A 15572-nucleotide genomic window follows, 5' to 3' on the forward strand; every position below is an offset into this window, starting at 1 on the left:
TTACAACGTATCGAGGATCTGCTGGCGCTTGGCCGCGTACTCCTCGTCGGTGATCAACGCCTCGGCGTGGAGCTTTTTCAGCTTGGCCAGCTTCGCGGCCGGATCGGCCGCTGCGGGAGTCGGTGCCGCCGGCGCGGCAGACCCGGCAGCCATCGACTGGGCCAGGGTCTGCCCCATGCCGAGCCCGGCGCCGAGCCCCATCCCCATGCCGGCGCCGCCCCCTTCGTTGCGGGCAGCCTCGCGCAGCGCCTCGAGGCGCTGCAGCTCGGCGAAATCGACGCCGACCTCCTTGAGCGCGCGGGCTTCGGCGGCGAGATCGGCGATGCGCCCGATGCGCCGCACCGTTTCATCGTCAAAGGTCGTCCCCTCGATGCGGAAGTCACTCACTTCGAAACCGAGCTGGGCAAAATCGGCGCTCAGCCGCGGCGCCAGCGATGCCGCGATCTCTTCGCGCTGGGCATCGATCTCGGTGAAGGGGAGGCTCAACTCGGCGATATGGTCACTGATCGACTGCACCAGCCGTTCGGCCATGATGCTGCGGAAATCACCGCTGGTGAAGTTGCGGTGGCCACCGACGACGTTGACGAAGAAGTCGCGTGGCTCGACAATCCGATAGCTGAAGTTGCCAAAAGCCTTGACCGTCACCGGGATGCCGTATTTCGGGTCCTCGTACTTGATCGGCGCCAGCGTCCCCCACTTCTGGTTGAGGATGCGGGTAGTGCGGAAGAAGTAGATACCGACCTTGTGCTCGCTCTCAAAGGACTGCATCACCTTCCTGATCGTCGTCCAGAAGGGGATGTTGGCGGTGGCCAGCTCGACCAGGCACGGTTCGGTGAGCAGGGCGTGAATTTTCCCCTCGTAGACAAAGATGCATCCCTGGCCGGGATTGACGATCAGTTTCGAGGCGTTCTTGATCTCGTCGCCGTTGTCCCCCCACTGGTAAAAGAGGAGGTCGGGACCGGGGTCACGCCACTCGATGACCGAGCGCAGCTGCCGTTTGATGCCGTCGAGGATGTCCATGGGTTCCTCCTTGAAAGACGTTGGGACCGATAGGTCCTATAAGACCTATTGGACCTATACAAAATTATCTTTTGGGAATCGGGGCTTTTTGCTGCCCCGAGCATCACCGTTAGCGGCCGCGGCCATTGTAGATCGGGCCGCCGGCGGCCTGGTAGGCCTGCAACAGCGCGATAGCGGTCGGGCGCAGCACGTCGCGCTCGACGGCGATGCCGCGCCGTTGCAGACCGCCGATCCAGTCAGCCGGTTTTTCCCCCTCGTCGAAGCCGAGGGCGCGGGCATCGCCGTCGCCAGCCCCGCAGACCAGACGCTGCACTCCCGACCAGGGGATGGCGCCGAGACACATGGCGCAGGGTTCGCAGCTGCTGACCAGCTCGCAGGCGGGCCGACCGGAAGCGCCGAGATCAAAGGTACCCACCACCTGCTGGGCCAGCATCAGGGCGACGATCTCGGCGTGCAGTACCGAGGAGCCGGCGGCGAGGACCATGTTCACCCCCGGCGCGATCAGTTCGCCGCTGGCGGAATCGAAGACCGCCGCGGCAAAGGGGCCGCCACCGAAGGCAATGTTCTGCCGCGCCAGTTCCAGCACCAGGCGCATCCGCGCCTCGGAATCGGGCAGCCGGGCCGGGAACTCGGCAACGCAGAGCTCAACCCAGGCCGGCAGGGTGATGATCATGTGGGGGGTGGTCATTTAGCGCCTTTGATGATTGGTCCTATAGGTCCCACAGGACTCAGGGACCTAGGAAACTGTTAGATCAACCTTCTACCACTTCGGCCCCGGCTGCCTGCATCTTCTTCAGAGCCTCTTCGCCGCCGGCGGCGGTCACCGGCCGGCAGCCAGCACGGATCAGCTTGACGGCAAATCCCGCGCGCCGCGCGTCGAGAACCGTGGCGAGGACGCAGACATCGAGGGCCAGGCCGCCGACCCAGAGGCGCCGCACGCCGTCACGGCGCAGCTGCTGCTCAAGACCGGTCTGGTCAAAGGCCGAATTCTGATCCTGGTCGAAGCGGGTCCCCTTGGTGACGATCACCGTCGATGCGGGGAGCTGAAGCCCGGGGTGAAAGGCCGCCCCCGGCGAATCCTGCAGGCAGTGAATCGGCCAGGGTCCACCCTGGGGTGCGAAACTCGGATGGCTGGCGGGGTGAAAATCGCGCGAGGCGTAAAGGGGGATCCCCGCCGCCGCCGCGGCGGCAGCCAGCCAGCGGTTGAGAACCGGAACCACCTGGTCGCCGGCGGTAATCGGCAGGGCGCCGCCGGGACAGAAGTCGTTCTGCACGTCGACCACCAGCAGGCCATCGCCGGCCCGCATCTTCTTCATGAAATCGCTCATGCTTTTTCCTCCCTGCCGGGCGCCGGACGCCAGCGCGAGCGGAGTCGCGTCAGCTCCCGACCATCCTTGTCGCTCACCAGTTGATGCAGAAAAACGGCGCGTTCCCCCTGCTCCAGGGTCTGGGTGCGAACCACTACCCGGTCGCCGTAGAAAGCCTCGGCCCGAAAGCCGATTTCGATCGACTCGGGGAGCCAGTGCCGGGCGATTTCGCCGGGAACCGTCTCCAGCGCCCAGTCGGCATAGACAGTGTTGTTGACATGGCCGTTGAGGTCGAGATCGCCGTAGCGTACCCGGAAGGGGAGCTCGAGATCGACCTGCGCCGGCAGCGGCAGAGAGGGAAAGCTGTCGACCAGGGCACGGCGCTCAACGAGGGGATAGTCGCTGAGGTGCTCGGCGAGGCGGACCGGTCGCCGGCTCTCCAGGCCGATCAGAACCCAGGAGCTGGTGGCGCTGACGAGCGGCACTCCCAGCCGATCGCAGACCTCAAAATCGCGCAAGGCAAAGAGGTGCTGGCGCGAAGAGGGCCAGGTACGAATTTCGACCTCTTCCCCGAGGCGGGGATAGCGCTCGATGCGCAGGTGGTAACGGGAGAGCACCCAGGTGACCTGGCGGCGCTGCATCTGGGTGACGGAAAAGCCGAGGGCGGCGGCGTGGTTGCCGGCGATATCCTGCAGGTAGTTGAGGAGGGCGACCGGACGCAGGCGACCACCGGCATCGACCTCGTAGCTGTGCACCAGATAGTGGCTGCAATAGGGATTGGGCGCGGCCGGCGCGGTCATCGCGATGCTCCGGGCAGAAGGGACCGAATGACGAGGTTCGACCTGGCGTTGCAACCAGGGCCCGGTGGCGGAAAACTTTCCCCGGCAGGTCAGGCTGCGCCAGAATACCCCATCCTCCGCCGTCCGGCAAGGGTCGGAAGCACCGGACTAGTGGAGCACCTGCTGCAGATAGGCCCGTGCCAGGCCCAGCCTCACCCGCGTCAGCCAGACTGTTCAGGATCAATCCAGGCAACCCGGTCGCGCCCTTCGGCCTTGGCCTTGTAGAGCCCCTGGTCAGCCCGTTGCAGCACCAGGTTGAGATCGTGCTCCCCCGGTCGTGCGGTCGCCACCCCGAGACTGACCGTCACCTTCAAAAGCGGTCCCGCGAAGACGAAGGGGCGCTCTTTGATGGCCAGGCGGACCCGCTCGGCAGCGGCCACTGCCCCCTTGAAGGAGGCATCGGGCAGGAGGAGGAGGAATTCCTCCCCGCCGTAACGGCCGAAAAGGTCGTAGTCGCGTACCGTGGATTGCACCCGGGCAACGACCTCCCGCAATACCTGGTCCCCGGTCAGATGACCATAGGTGTCGTTGACTTTCTTGAAGTGATCGATGTCGAGCATGATGAAACTGAGGTCATAATCGTCCTTCTGCTTGCGGCGACGATCGATCCGCGAAATCTCTTCCCGGGCCCGGGCGAGAATGGTGCCGCGGTTGAAGGCGCCGGTCAGGGCGTCCGTCGTGGCCATGGCATGCAACTGCTGCTGTACCTCGGCAACGCGACCGGTAGCCTTTTTGACAAAGATGAAGGCAATGCCGAAGACAGCGAGCAGGATTCCCCCCAGAATCAGGATTGAATTGACAACGATGGTGGTGATTTCCCGACGGTAGCGGGTGACGTCGGCATAGACCTCGAAGGCCCCGACCACGGTATCGGCAACCCGGACCGGAACATAGGTCTCGACCACGTCGACATCGAGTTTCTCCTCGTCCGCGAGATCGCGAACCGACCCCTTGTTTTCGAGGTGAGAGTCAGGGCGCCCCTGCAAAGCCCGCAACAACCTGAAGTTTTCGGCATCGATCTTGCCGATGAGGGCCGGCTCGGTGCTGAAGATGACCACCCCGCCGGCATCGTAAACCTTGATCTTGACGATCTGGAAGGAGTGCAGAAAGCGGCGCAGACGACGGTCGAGAACATCCTGGTACATTGGATCAACAAAGAGCTTCTCCTTGCCGTCCGCACCGAGCGTAAAGAGGAGATCGCGCTGTTCGTCGATCAGCACCCGGCTGATGTGCTCGGCATCCTCCTCGGCACTGCGGATTATGTGGCCGGAATAAACATGGTAAATGCCGTAGCCGCTGCCAGCGATAATGATCAGGGCAGAAATGCCGGCGACAATCGCCAGGCGTCGCAACAGCAGCCCTACACTCCCCCGGGCGACGGATGATTGCTCGTCGACCGTCATCAGCTGCTCCGGGCAGAAGAAGAAATCCACAAATTTTCGGGATTATAACAGCAATTTTTCACCATGGTCCGCCTACAGGTCAATGGCGAGCGATTTTCCAGCACTGGTGGATGCGCGGATTGCGGGCGAAGTCGGGGGGGATGGTCTGACGGCTGATCTCTTCGACCACCAGGCCGTCAAGCGCCTCCCGGTCAAGGCGGAACTGGCGATGGTTGGTGGAGAAGATGAGGATGCCGTCGTCGGTGAGGAGACTGGCCGCGACCAGCAGCAGGTCGACATGGTCGCGCTGGACGTCGAAGGTGCCGTCCATGCGCTTGGAGTTGGAAAAGGTCGGCGGATCGAGGAAGATCAGGCCGTAGCGCCCCCGCTCCCGCGCCAGCCACTCGCGGCAGTCGGACTGGATCAGGCGGTGCGCCGCTCCCTTGAAGCCGTTCAGCTCCAGGTTGCGCCGCGCCCAGTCGAGGTAGGTGCGCGACAGATCGACGCTGGTGGTCGTGGCAGCTCCCCCTTTGGCGGCGTGGACCGTGGCGCTGCCGGTGTAGGCAAAGAGGTTAAGGAAATCGCGTCCGAGAGCCAATTCCCCGAGGAGTTGGCGGGTCGGGCGGTGGTCGAGAAAGAGCCCGGTGTCGAGGTAGTCGCGCAGGTTGACCAAAAGCCGGCACTCCCCTTCGCGGACCTCGTGGAACTCGCCGGAGGCGGCAAGCTTGCGGTACTGCTCGCTCCCCTTCTGCTGCTGACGCACCTTGAGAAAGACCCGTTCCCTCGGGACGGCGAGGACCTCGCGCACCGCCGCCAGCGCCTCGCGCAGCCGCACCCTGGCCTGGTGGGAATCGACCGTCTTCGGCGGCGCGTACTCCTGGACATGCACCAGGTCGCCGTAGAGGTCGACCGCAACTGCGTATTCGGGGAGGTCGGCGTCGTAGAGGCGATAACAGCTGATCCCTTCGCGGCGGGCCCAGCGGCCGATATTCTTCAGGTTCTTGCGCAGCCGGTTGGCAACCATCTGCGCCCCGGGGTTGAGCTCCCGCGCGCTTTCCTTACCGTCGCCGGCAGCGGCGAAGAGCTCACAGAGCAGCAGCTGGCACTTGATCGGACCGTTGAAGAAGGGGTGACTGCGGCGAGCGCGCAGCCCGAGGGCCCGGCCGAGCTCCGGATTGCCGGTGAAGATTGCCGCCTGCCAGCCGGCAAATTCGCTGCGCAGCCGCTCGCCGAGGGTGGCGTAGAGCCCTTCGAGCTGGGCGATTTCGCCGAGGCGTTCGCCATAGGGAGGATTGGTGATCACCAGGCCCGGCGGGCCGCCAGGCGCGGGGTTGCGCAGCCGGGCGAGGTCGCCGCGCCGGAAGTTGACCTGCCCGGCCAGGCCGAGACGCTCGGCGTTGGCCTGCGCGGCGCGCAGTGCCGCCGGGTCGGCATCGAAACCATAGAGGGGGGGGAGTTTAACCAGGCCGGCTTCGCGCCGCTCCGCGGCTTCGGCGAGCAGCTCGGACCAGGCGTCGGGCTGGTGGCCGGGCCAGCGCAGAAAACCGAAGGATTCCCGGCCCAGCCCGGGCGCGATATCGGCGGCGATGAGTGCCCCTTCCAGCAGCAGGGTGCCGGAGCCGCAGAGGGGATCGACCAGCGCCCCGCCGCCCTTGGCGATCGCCGGCCAGCCGGCGCGCAGCAAAAGAGCCGCGGCGAGATTCTCCTTGAGGGGCGCCGCCGCCCCTTCGATGCGGTAGCCGCGCCGGTGCAGGCTCTCGCCGGAGAGATCGAGAGCGAGGGTTGCCTGGTCGCGAAAGAGATAGAGATTGATGCGCAGGTCGGGACGGACGGTATTGACCGCGGGGCGGGCGCCAGTGGCGTCGCGGAAGCGGTCGACGATCGCATCCTTGATCCGGAGGGCGGCGTAGCGGGAATGGGTGATGGCCGAGGCGTTGACCACCGCATCCACGGCGAGGCTGCCATCGACGGCGAGGTGCTCTTCCCAGGGAAGCTCCCGCGCCGCGGCGTAGAGGGCGTCGGGGTCAGCGGCGGCAAAGGTCGCCAGCGGCAGCAGGATGCGGCTCGCCAGGCGCGACCAGAGGCAGGCGCGGTAACTGACGGCCAGGGGACCGGCAAAGGCGACGCCGCCATGGGTCTCGCGAACCTCACTGGCGCCGAGTTCGGCCAGTTCGACGGCAAGGAGCTGTTCCAGCCCGGCGGGGGCGGTGGCGAAAAAAAAAGTGTGGTTCATCGTTGAGGTTCCTGAGGAGCGCGGTGCTCCGGACAATTCCGACCTTTGGATCTTTCTGAAACCCGAGAGGCGTCTCTCACTCGTTCGCTCTGCTCACTAGAGATCACAGAGGGCACAGAGTAAGTCCTTGAACTAATCCTCTGATTTTAAAAGCAAAAGCGAAGAATTTTAATTAATCTCTGTGTTCTCTGTGCGCTCTAGCGACCGCAGGGAGCGGGTGAGAGACGCCTTTGCCTTGTTTGCGCCGTATTCAACCACCGTCAGCCTCATGGCGCCTCGCCAGCGCTGCCTTGATCTCTTCGACGCAGGCGTAGGGGATGCGCAGCTGCCCGCGGCCGCTGCCGATCTTGATCGCCCCCTCCTCGCTGCCGTGAAAATCGGAGCCACCGGTGACCAGCAGGCCGCGTCGGCGGGCGAGGGTGATGTACCACTCGATGTCGTGGCGGCTGGCGCCGCTGTTCCAGGCTTCGACGCCGTCGAGCCCGAGGGTGACGAAGGTATCGAGGAGTTCGCCGAGGACCTTGCGGTCGCTGGTGACAAAGGGGGGGTGGGCGAGGACCGCCACGCCGCCGGCGCGGTGCACCAGGTCGATCGCTTCGCTGAAGGGGAAGAAGCGCTTCTCGACATTGCAGGGGACGAGGTAGCGTAAAAACGCCTCCTCGGTGTTCCTGACGTAGCCAGCCGCGATCAGCTCCTGGGCGATATGGGGACGGCCGACACTGCCGCCGGCACGGGCGAGGACCTTCTCGAAGGCGATCGCCTCCCGCTTTTCCGTCGCCAACCGGGCGTTGATCTGCTCGACGATGCGTTCGTTGCGGCGCGCGCGGAAGTCGCGAAATTCGGCGAGGGTGTTTTTCAGCTCAGGGTCGTGATGGTCGAAGCCATAGCCGAGCAGGTGGAGGTCGGAGAATTTTTCCCAGACCGTCGACAGCTCGACCCCGGAGATCACCTCGACGCCCAGCTCCGCACCGGCGGCCATGGCCGCGTCGATGCCATCGACGTTGTCGTGATCACAGAGGGCGATGGCGGCCAGTCCCGCTTCTGCCGCCAGGCGCACCACCTCGTGCGGCGGATGGAGACCGTCGGAGCAGGTGGAGTGGAGATGAAGATCGACAAGTCTGGTCATAAGTTCCAATCGTCTCTCACCCGTTCGCTCTGCTCACTCGAGATCACAGAGGTCACGGAGAAATTCATTAGTTAGCAACCCGGGTGATTCCATCCTTCAACAGAACCTCGTTGAAATTAATCAACAGCCCGAGGGGTTTATTGGCAAGCCGCAAATAGGTAAGCACCTGTTTGAAATGAACCGGTTGGATTTTATCGACCGATTTGAGTTCCACGATGAGCCGGTCCTCTACCAACAGGTCGATCCGCAATCCACTTTCGAAAACCTTTTGCCCGCGGTAATGAATAGGCAAACCGACCTCGGAAGCAGCCTTCAGGTCCCTTTCCCTGAGTTCATAAAGCAAACAGTTCTGGTAAACCGACTCCAGCAAACCTGGACCAAGCTCCCGGTGAACCGCCAGGGCCGCGCCGATGACTTCCCGGCTCAACGTATTCAGATTCATCTTCCCCCTCCAGCATGCAGTATTTTCTCTGTGCCCTCCGTGCCCTTTGTGAGAGACGCCTTAGACTTACCGTTTCTTGACCCGAAACCCCGCCTTCTCGAAGGCCGCCGCCGCATCGACCGCTCCCTGAGCCGGTCGCTCCCTCTTCTCCTGCCTGCGCGGTTCCGGAACTCCGCCCGCCTGCGCCTCCTTGATCGAAAGAGCGATACGCTTGCGCGGAATATCGACCGACAGCACCTTGACTTTGACCGGGTCGCCGACCTTGACCACCTGATGCGGGTCCTTGACGAAGCGCGGGGCGAGGTGACTGATGTGGACCAGGCCGTCCTGGTGGACGCCGACATCGACAAAGGCGCCGAAGGCGGTGACGTTGGTGACGGTGCCGGGGAGAATCATCCCTTCCTGGAGGTCGGTCAGTTCGCGAACGTCGTCGCGAAAGGCGACCACCTCGAACTGCCGGCGCGGGTCGCGCCCCGGCTTCTTCAACTCTTCCACTATATCACGCAGGGTCGGCAGGCCTACGCTGGCATCGACATAGCGCGGCAGGTCGATCTTCGTCGCCAGCTCCGCCCGGGCGGTCAGCTCGCTGAGCGGAACGCCAAGGTCGGCGGCCATCCGCGCCACCAGCGCGTAGCGTTCGGGATGCACGGCGCTGTTGTCGAGGGGCTGGGCGCCGCCGCGGATGCGCAGAAAACCGGCTCCCTGCTCGAAGGCCTTGGCGCCGAAGCGCGGGACCTTGAGCAGTCCCTGACGGTCGGCAAAAGGACCGTTGGCATCGCGATGGCGGACGATGTTCCTGGCGAGGGATTCGCCGATACCGGAGACGTAGGCAAGGAGTGCCCAGGAGGCGGTATTGAGATCGACGCCGACATAGTTGACGCACGACTCGACCACGGCGTCGAGGGCCTTTTTCAGCAGGGTCTGGCTGACGTCATGCTGGTACTGGCCGACGCCGATGCTCTTCGGGTCGATCTTCACCAGCTCGGCGAGCGGATCCTGCAGGCGGCGGGCGATGGAGATGGCGCCGCGCACCGTCAGGTCGAGTTCGGGGAACTCGTCGCGGGCGATCTCCGAGGCGGAGTAGACACTGGCACCGGCCTCGCTGACCATCACTACCGGCAAGGTAATCCCGGCTTCGCGCAGCGTCTCGCGCACGAACTGCTCCATCTCCCGCCCGGCGGTGCCGTTGCCGATCGCCACCATCTGCGGCCCGTGAGTGGCCACCAGGCGCAACAGCTCCTTTTTGGCCTGGGGAAGGCGCCCCTCGCCGGTGTGGGGATAGATGGTGACATGCTCCAGGAACTGCCCGGTGCCATCGACCGCGGCGAGCTTGGAGCCGGTGCGCAGGCCGGGATCGACGCCGAGAACCCGCAGGCTGCCGGCCGGCGGCGCGAGCAGGAGGTTGCGCAGGTTGCCGGCAAAGACCTCGATCGCTTCGAGGTCGGCGCGGTTCTTCGCCTCGAGGCGAAGTTCGACCTCGATCGACGGGGCGAGCAGGCGCTTGTAGGCGTCGCTCGCCACCTCGCCGAGGAAGGCGGCATAGGGAGTGTCGCGCGGGGCGATGCGAAGGCGGATGCGGCGCAGGATCTCCTCCTCCGGCGCTTCGAGGGAGAGCCGCAGCACCTCCTCTTTCTCGCCGCGGCGCATGGCGAGCATGCGGTGGGAGGGGATCGTCTTCAGCGGCTCGCGGTAGTCATAGTACATCTCGAACTTGCTCACCGCGCCCGCCTGCTTCGGATCGACCCGGGAGACGAAGATCCCCTCCTCCCAGCTGAGCTGGCGGGTCATGGCCCGCACCGCGGCGTCCTCACTGATCCCTTCGGCGAGGATGTGCCCCGCCCCTTCGAGAGCGGCCGCCGCGTCGGCGACGCCGGCCGCAGGGCCAACAAAGGGGGCGGCGAGTTCGATCAGGGGGGGGAAGGGGGACTGCTGGGCCAGGATCTGCTCGGCCAACGGCGCCAGACCCCGTTCCCGGGCGATGGTCGCCTTGGTGCGGCGTTTCGGCTTGTAGGGGAGGTAGAGGTCTTCGAGCTCGGTCTTCTGCCGGCAGGCAAGGATCTGCTGTTTCAGCTCCGGCGAAAGTTTTCCCTGCTCGGTGATGGTGGCAAGGATCGTCGCCTTGCGCTCTTCGAGTTCGGAAAAATAGCTGAAACGCTCTTCCAGCAGTCGGACCTGGACTTCATCGAGTTCGCCGGTCTGTTCCTTGCGGTAACGAGCGATAAAGGGAACCGTGGCTCCATCGCGCAGCAGGGCCACAGTGTTTTCAACCTGCCGGCCGGAAATGCCGGTCTCCGCCGTCAGGTAAGTAAGGATGGTCGCAAATTGGGTATTGGACAGGGCCATAGCAGTCAACTCTTTTCAGCAGGAGGTCAGGGGCGGGGAGTTTAACACGCCTGATCCGGGAGGGGAAGCCGCCAGGTGGAGCAGATCATAAGAATACCTGATTAGGTCCAATTCTCAGCGTGGCGTAGCCACGCCTCGGGCCGTTTGCCGATTGAGACGCAGGCAAATACCAGCCTCGGCAGCATGCTGCGTAGGTCAAAGCGGCGATTGAAACGGTATTGAAACTCCGCCAGGTAGCGGTGCGCGTACTTATCGAAGTCAAACGCGTGATACGTCCCGGCGATGGCGGTCTTAAGATTGCCCAAAATGGTGTTGATCCAGTGAAATCATCCCATGTCGGTACTTCTGCGTTGATCCCCGACCACCTCGCGCTGGTGGCTGCACCCCGTCTTGGTCACCGCCCGGAAACAATTCAGGCCGTCCGATACCACGAAGGCCGACGAAGAAAGGTGGTTCCTGGCCCATTGGTCAACATCATGGCTGCTGAAGGTCGTCACCCGGCTAAAAACCGCTCGCAGAGGGCGCCCCTCATGACTGGTTTCCACGGCAGCAATGAACGGCACTTTGTTTTCCGAGCCTCGTCCGACCTTGCCACCTGTGCGCTCCCCGCCCAGGTAGGCGTCGTCGATCTCGACCCGTTGCGCCAAGACGGTTTTCTCTTCGCGCTCGAACATGGCCTGCATGAGCTTATGTTTGAGCCGCCAGGTCGCCTTGTAGCTCAGTCCCAGCATCCGTCTCAGTTCCAGTATCGACTGGCCGGATTTACCCTGAGTCACGAAATAGATTGCCAGGAACCACTGCGTAAGCGGCAAGTTGGTCCCATGAAAGACCGTTCCCGAGATCAGAGACGTTTGCCTTCGGCAGCTATTGCACTGGAAGATCTTCGACCGGCTACGCCGAAAGATGATGGCACGCTCGGCCCCACACGCCGGGCAGGCAAAGCCTTTGGGCCAGCGCCATCGTTCGACAACGGCCTCGCATTGGGCCTCCGTCCCATACTCTTTCAGAAACGCGGCCAGGCTCAAGCCCGGTTGAAACTGAATGCGATTGGTGGGCATGGACGATAACCTCCTGTATTCGGGTGGGTTCCATGCCCAAAACATACGGCCTCAGCGCGACAGAAAATGTCATAGCTGAGAACCGGACCTAATCAGGTAAGAATATCTTCATTTATTAATCTTGATCCAGATCAAGGCCGGAACGGCCCAGCTCCACTAGAGTAGAGGTACGGCGCTTCCCACCAGGCCGTGGATTTCATTATTTACCCGTCCGAGAGGAGCCATTATGAACTCAGCGAAGGAACGGAAAGGCCCATCGACCTATCAGCAAACGATCGGCGAGTTCGTCGCGGCAGATTACCGGACCGCTACTGTTTTCGAAAAATACGGCATCGACTTCTGCTGTGGCGGCCAGGTGAGTCTCGCCACAGCCTGCAAGGAAAAAGGTCTCGACCCGGGTGCCGTGGCTGCGGAGCTGGCGGCCCAAAGGACGGCGCCGCTGGACCGGAGTCAGAACTTTGGAGCCTGGGACCTCCCCTTCCTGGCGGATTACATCATCAACACCCACCATGCCTATCTCCACCAGGAGACCGGGCAGATCGCCGCCTACACCCGGAAGATCGCTGGCGTTCATGGCGGCCATCACCCCGAGGTACTGGAAATCGCGGAGCAATTCGAGCGCATCGCCGCCGACCTGGCGGGGCATCTTCGGGAGGAGGAAGAGGTCCTCTTCCCGGCCATCCGGCGTCTGGATGCCGCCAGCAGGGAAGGCTCGACTCCCGAAGCCGCGGACCGGGCGATGGTCAAGACGACCCTGGCAACTCTATACGCCGAGCATGAAGCGATCGGTACCGCGGTCCATGCCATCCGGGATCTTTCCAAGGGGTATGCCATCCCGCCCGGCGTCTGCAACACTTTCGTGGTCACCTACCGCAAACTCAAGGGATTCGAGGACGATCTGCACAAGCACGTTCATCTCGAAAACAACATCCTTTTCCTGAAGGCGGCCGAACTTTAGCCGGTGGCACGGGGCCACCTGCGAACACGAAAAAGGAGGAAATGATGATCCAAAAATCACGTACATCGATGATGCGTCTGGGAATGTTCCTGGCCCTGGTTCTCGGGCTGATGCTTCCAGGGGAGGCGGCGGCCCATTGTGACACCCTCGACGGGCCGGTGGTTGCCGATGCGCGGAGTGCGCTGGCCAAGGGTGAGGTAACACCAGTGCTCAAGTGGGTCAAGCCCGACGCCGAACCCGAAATTCGCGAAATCTTCGCCCAGACCCTGGCGGTGCGGAGCCTCAGCGCCGAGGCCATGGCGCTAGCCGATAGGAATTTCTTTGAAAATCTGGTGCGCATCCACCGCGCCGGCGAAGGCGCTCCCTATAGCGGGCTCAAGTCCGCAGGCACCGTGGAGCCGGTGATCGCCAAGGCCGACATGGCCCTGGCGCAAGGGTCGGTCGATGCCCTGACCAGGGCGATCCTCACCCACACCGAGGAGGGAATCCGCGCCCGCTTCAAGCACGCCCTGGAAAGCCGGAAGCACGCCGATGAGAACGTCAAAAACGGCCGGGAATACGTCGAAGCCTACGTCAGCTACGTTCACTATGTCGAAGGGATCGCCCAACTCGTCCATGGCGCCGGCCATCAACCCGACAGGGACTCATCAGCTTCCCACCAGCACTGAGATTTCAACATCAATCGAGCGGGCACCCTGCCAGGGTGCCCGCTCGATCCGGTTCTTCAATGGATAAGCGCCGAACCGCAAATCCTCGCCCGCTTTCCAGCGGCGGCGCGGGACTCACTTCCGGGCCGCCTGCTCCAGCTCCGCAATCCGCGCCAATTGTTCTTTTTCCTTCTGCCAGCGGGCGGTAGCGTCCCGCATCAACGAAGCGATGCCGAGAACCTTCCCTTCATTATCCTTGAGCATGACGATGGAAAATTCGCAGGAGAGCTTGCGGCCATCGCGGTGCTGGGCGGGGACCGCCAGCAGGTCGGTACCGTAGCGGGTTTCGCCACTGGCCATGACCCGATGATATCCGTCCCAGTGCCGTCCCCGCAAACGCTCGGGGATGATCAGGTCGAGGGACTGCCCCAGCGCCTCGGCGGCGGAGTAGCCAAAGAGGAGCTCCGCACCGCGGTTCCAGAGGCGGATAACCCCCTCCCGATCCGCATAGAGCACGGCATCAGGGGCCTGGTCGATGATCTCCTTGTAAACAGTAAGAGGCAGGGCTTCCGGCATTTTTTCCTTCCTTTCCGAGGGATCAGTTAGGGGTTTTTGATGTAAGCATTTTTCCGGGTATAAAACCACCAGTTGAGCAGCAGGCAGAGGAAGTAGAAAACGGCAAACCCGTAGAGGGCGTTTTCCGGGGTGGTCGCCTTGATCTGTTCACCGAAAACCTGGGGGATGATGAAGGCGCCGTAGGCGGCGACCGCCGAGGTCCAGCCGAGGACCGGCCCGGCCTGTTCCTTGTCGAAGATGATGGCGATGGAGCGGAAGGTCGAGCCGTTGCCAACCCCGGTCGCGGTGAAAAGGACGATGAAGAGGATCAGGAAGGGAACGAAATAGTTCTCCGGGGTCGGCGAGGCGTAGGCGGCTTTCATGAACCAGGCGCAGCCCAACGCCGAAGCCACCATGACAAGGGAGACCCACTGGGTGACGATGGCGCCGCCGAACTTGTCGGCGATCTTGCCGCCGACCGGCCGGATCAGGGCGCCGATGAAGGGTCCCATCCAGGCATAGGTGAGGGCGCTCGGCCCACCGGGGTTGAGGGTGCCGTGGGTCAGGGCGCCGTCGACCATGATGTGACAGTAGCCGAAAATGCATTTAATCGACAGGGCGAAGGCCGCGGAATAGCCGATGAAGGAACCGAATGTCATGGTGTAGATGATGGTCATTGCCCAGGTGTGCTTGTTGTTGAAAATCCGGTACTGCCGTTCGAGGTTGGCCCGCAGCGTCCCGGTAGTGAGGTACTTCATGCCATAGACGGTGGCGGCGATCACCAACGGCAGCACCAGCCATTTGCTCAGCAGGCCCAGCCCGACCGGCGCCGGCAGCAGCAGGTAGAGGCCGAGGGCGGAAGTAACGAAGGCGATCAGCAGCAGGCCGAGAATTTTGCCGAAACAGAGCGGCGACGGCCCCAGGTTGGGAGAGACGGTCTCGGTGGTGATATTGTTCATGCCGAACCAGCCGGCAAAGGCGAGGGGAACCAGCAGAACCAGCCAGACGAACCCGGCGTTGTGGATGTAGGTGGCGGTGCCGGCCGGGATCTTGCCGATCAGGGTGCCGCTGGTACTGACCAGGGTCATCGGCTCGCCGCCGAAGATCCCCATGGTCATCACCAGTGGGATCAGAATCTGCATGGTGGTGACGCCGAAATTGCCGAGGCCGGCGTTCAGACCGAGGGAGGTCCCCTGCACCTTCTTGGGGAAGAAGAAGCTGATGTTCGACATTGAGGAGGCGAAGTTGCCGCCGCCAATCCCCGAAAGGAGTGCCAGCAGGTAATAGATCCAGATCGGCGTGTGGCTATTCTGTAGCGCCAGACCGGTCCCCAGCGCCGGCACCATCAGCAGCGCTGTCGTCAGAAAGATAGTGTTGCGGCCGCCGGCGATGCGGATCAGGAAGGAGCTGGGGATGCGCAGAGTCGCCCCGGAGAGGCCGGCAATCGCCGAGAGGGTGAAGAGCTCGGGCTGGCTGAAGGGGAAACCGAGGTTGAGCATCTGTACCGTGATGATGCTCCAGTAGAGCCAGACGGCGAAGCCGCAGAGCAGACTGGGGATCGAGATCCACAGGTTGCGGGTGGCAATCTTTTTGCCCTGGGCATTCCAGAACTGTTCGTCCTCGACGTCCCACTTGTCCAGGTTGACTGACATCTTGGTTCCT

At 63.2% G+C, this 15572-nt stretch carries 13 protein-coding genes and 1 pseudogene; 2 read left to right on the plus strand and 12 right to left on the minus strand.

The genetic code is table 11. The features are described 5' to 3' along the window. The 10 genes and pseudogenes from ACYQ8E_RS17755 to ACYQ8E_RS17800 all read right to left on the minus strand — a co-directional run bounded on the left by ACYQ8E_RS17755 (position 1) and on the right by ACYQ8E_RS17800 (position 11750). Positions 1–1020, minus strand: a complete 1020-nt coding sequence (locus ACYQ8E_RS17755; protein WP_066727818.1) for an SPFH domain-containing protein — start codon at positions 1018–1020, stop codon at positions 1–3. 109 nt (positions 1021–1129) lie between these two features. Beyond that, the gene (locus ACYQ8E_RS17760; protein WP_066727819.1) at positions 1130–1708 is read right to left on the minus strand and encodes a nucleoside deaminase; all 579 of its coding nucleotides are present in this window, start codon (positions 1706–1708) and stop codon (positions 1130–1132) included. A 64-nt stretch (positions 1709–1772) separates the two neighbouring features. Continuing rightward, the gene (locus ACYQ8E_RS17765; protein WP_066727820.1) at positions 1773–2348 is read right to left on the minus strand and encodes an isochorismatase family protein; all 576 of its coding nucleotides are present in this window, start codon (positions 2346–2348) and stop codon (positions 1773–1775) included. Then, entirely contained in the window at positions 2345–3127 is a 783-nt protein-coding gene (locus ACYQ8E_RS17770; protein ID WP_066727821.1) for an acyl-[acyl-carrier-protein] thioesterase, read from the minus strand. Before ACYQ8E_RS17770 ends, ACYQ8E_RS17765 begins: the two co-directional genes overlap by 4 nt. 200 nt (positions 3128–3327) lie before the next feature. Next, positions 3328–4569 carry a GGDEF domain-containing protein gene (locus ACYQ8E_RS17775; RefSeq protein ID WP_459861639.1) on the minus strand — a complete coding sequence of 414 codons (1242 nt, stop codon included), beginning with the start codon at positions 4567–4569 and terminating at the stop codon, positions 3328–3330. Between the two features lie 79 nt (positions 4570–4648). Further along, positions 4649–6781 (minus strand): bifunctional 23S rRNA (guanine(2069)-N(7))-methyltransferase RlmK/23S rRNA (guanine(2445)-N(2))-methyltransferase RlmL, encoded by a 2133-nt coding sequence (gene rlmKL, locus ACYQ8E_RS17780; protein ID WP_459861641.1) that lies wholly within the window; start codon positions 6779–6781, stop codon positions 4649–4651. 250 nt (positions 6782–7031) lie between these two features. After that, on the minus strand, positions 7032–7907 hold the full coding sequence (locus ACYQ8E_RS17785; RefSeq protein WP_066727824.1) for a PHP domain-containing protein: 876 nt from the start codon (positions 7905–7907) through the stop codon (positions 7032–7034). Positions 7908–7974: 67 nt separating this feature from the next. Further along, positions 7975–8349 (minus strand): GxxExxY protein, encoded by a 375-nt coding sequence (locus ACYQ8E_RS17790; protein ID WP_066727825.1) that lies wholly within the window; start codon positions 8347–8349, stop codon positions 7975–7977. A gap of 66 nt (positions 8350–8415) precedes the next feature. Continuing rightward, positions 8416–10692 carry a Tex family protein gene (locus ACYQ8E_RS17795; RefSeq protein ID WP_459861644.1) on the minus strand — a complete coding sequence of 759 codons (2277 nt, stop codon included), beginning with the start codon at positions 10690–10692 and terminating at the stop codon, positions 8416–8418. A gap of 101 nt (positions 10693–10793) precedes the next feature. Next, positions 10794–11750, minus strand: a pseudogene (locus ACYQ8E_RS17800) (IS1595 family transposase). A gap of 226 nt (positions 11751–11976) precedes the next feature. Here ACYQ8E_RS17800 and ric point away from each other — a divergent pair. Further along, complete coding sequence (gene ric / locus ACYQ8E_RS17805; protein ID WP_459861646.1) at positions 11977–12708, plus strand: iron-sulfur cluster repair di-iron protein; 732 nt, start codon at positions 11977–11979, stop codon at positions 12706–12708. 44 nt (positions 12709–12752) lie between these two features. Next, positions 12753–13376, plus strand: a complete 624-nt coding sequence (locus ACYQ8E_RS17810) for a DUF6448 family protein (RefSeq protein ID WP_459861647.1) — start codon at positions 12753–12755, stop codon at positions 13374–13376. 114 nt (positions 13377–13490) lie between these two features. Here ACYQ8E_RS17810 and ACYQ8E_RS17815 read toward each other — a convergent pair whose 3' ends face one another. Continuing rightward, a complete protein-coding gene (locus tag ACYQ8E_RS17815) occupies positions 13491–13931 on the minus strand; it encodes a PAS domain S-box protein (RefSeq protein WP_459861649.1) in 441 nt (146 codons plus the stop codon). A 26-nt stretch (positions 13932–13957) separates the two neighbouring features. Beyond that, a complete protein-coding gene (locus ACYQ8E_RS17820; protein WP_459861651.1) occupies positions 13958–15562 on the minus strand; it encodes an MFS transporter in 1605 nt (534 codons plus the stop codon). Positions 15563–15572 lie beyond the last annotated feature (10 nt).

Source organism: Desulfuromonas carbonis (genome assembly GCF_054658035.1).

What these genes read in the sequence shown, in the direction of transcription:
- ACYQ8E_RS17785 (WP_066727824.1), bottom strand. Translation starts at nt 7,907, where the DNA reads ATGACCAGACTTGTCGATCTTCATCTCCACTCCACCTGCTCCGACGGT.
- ACYQ8E_RS17770 (WP_066727821.1), bottom strand. Translation starts at nt 3,127, where the DNA reads ATGACCGCGCCGGCCGCGCCCAATCCCTATTGCAGCCACTATCTGGTG.
- ACYQ8E_RS17765 (WP_066727820.1), bottom strand. Translation starts at nt 2,348, where the DNA reads ATGAGCGATTTCATGAAGAAGATGCGGGCCGGCGATGGCCTGCTGGTG.
- ACYQ8E_RS17820 (WP_459861651.1), bottom strand. Translation starts at nt 15,562, where the DNA reads ATGTCAGTCAACCTGGACAAGTGGGACGTCGAGGACGAACAGTTCTGG.
- ACYQ8E_RS17790 (WP_066727825.1), bottom strand. Translation starts at nt 8,349, where the DNA reads ATGAATCTGAATACGTTGAGCCGGGAAGTCATCGGCGCGGCCCTGGCG.
- ACYQ8E_RS17815 (WP_459861649.1), bottom strand. Translation starts at nt 13,931, where the DNA reads ATGCCGGAAGCCCTGCCTCTTACTGTTTACAAGGAGATCATCGACCAG.
- ACYQ8E_RS17775 (WP_459861639.1), bottom strand. Translation starts at nt 4,569, where the DNA reads ATGACGGTCGACGAGCAATCATCCGTCGCCCGGGGGAGTGTAGGGCTG.
- ACYQ8E_RS17810 (WP_459861647.1), top strand. Translation starts at nt 12,753, where the DNA reads ATGATCCAAAAATCACGTACATCGATGATGCGTCTGGGAATGTTCCTG.
- ACYQ8E_RS17760 (WP_066727819.1), bottom strand. Translation starts at nt 1,708, where the DNA reads ATGACCACCCCCCACATGATCATCACCCTGCCGGCCTGGGTTGAGCTC.
- rlmKL (WP_459861641.1), bottom strand. Translation starts at nt 6,781, where the DNA reads ATGAACCACACTTTTTTTTTCGCCACCGCCCCCGCCGGGCTGGAACAG.
- ACYQ8E_RS17795 (WP_459861644.1), bottom strand. Translation starts at nt 10,692, where the DNA reads ATGGCCCTGTCCAATACCCAATTTGCGACCATCCTTACTTACCTGACG.
- ric (WP_459861646.1), top strand. Translation starts at nt 11,977, where the DNA reads ATGAACTCAGCGAAGGAACGGAAAGGCCCATCGACCTATCAGCAAACG.
- ACYQ8E_RS17755 (WP_066727818.1), bottom strand. Translation starts at nt 1,020, where the DNA reads ATGGACATCCTCGACGGCATCAAACGGCAGCTGCGCTCGGTCATCGAG.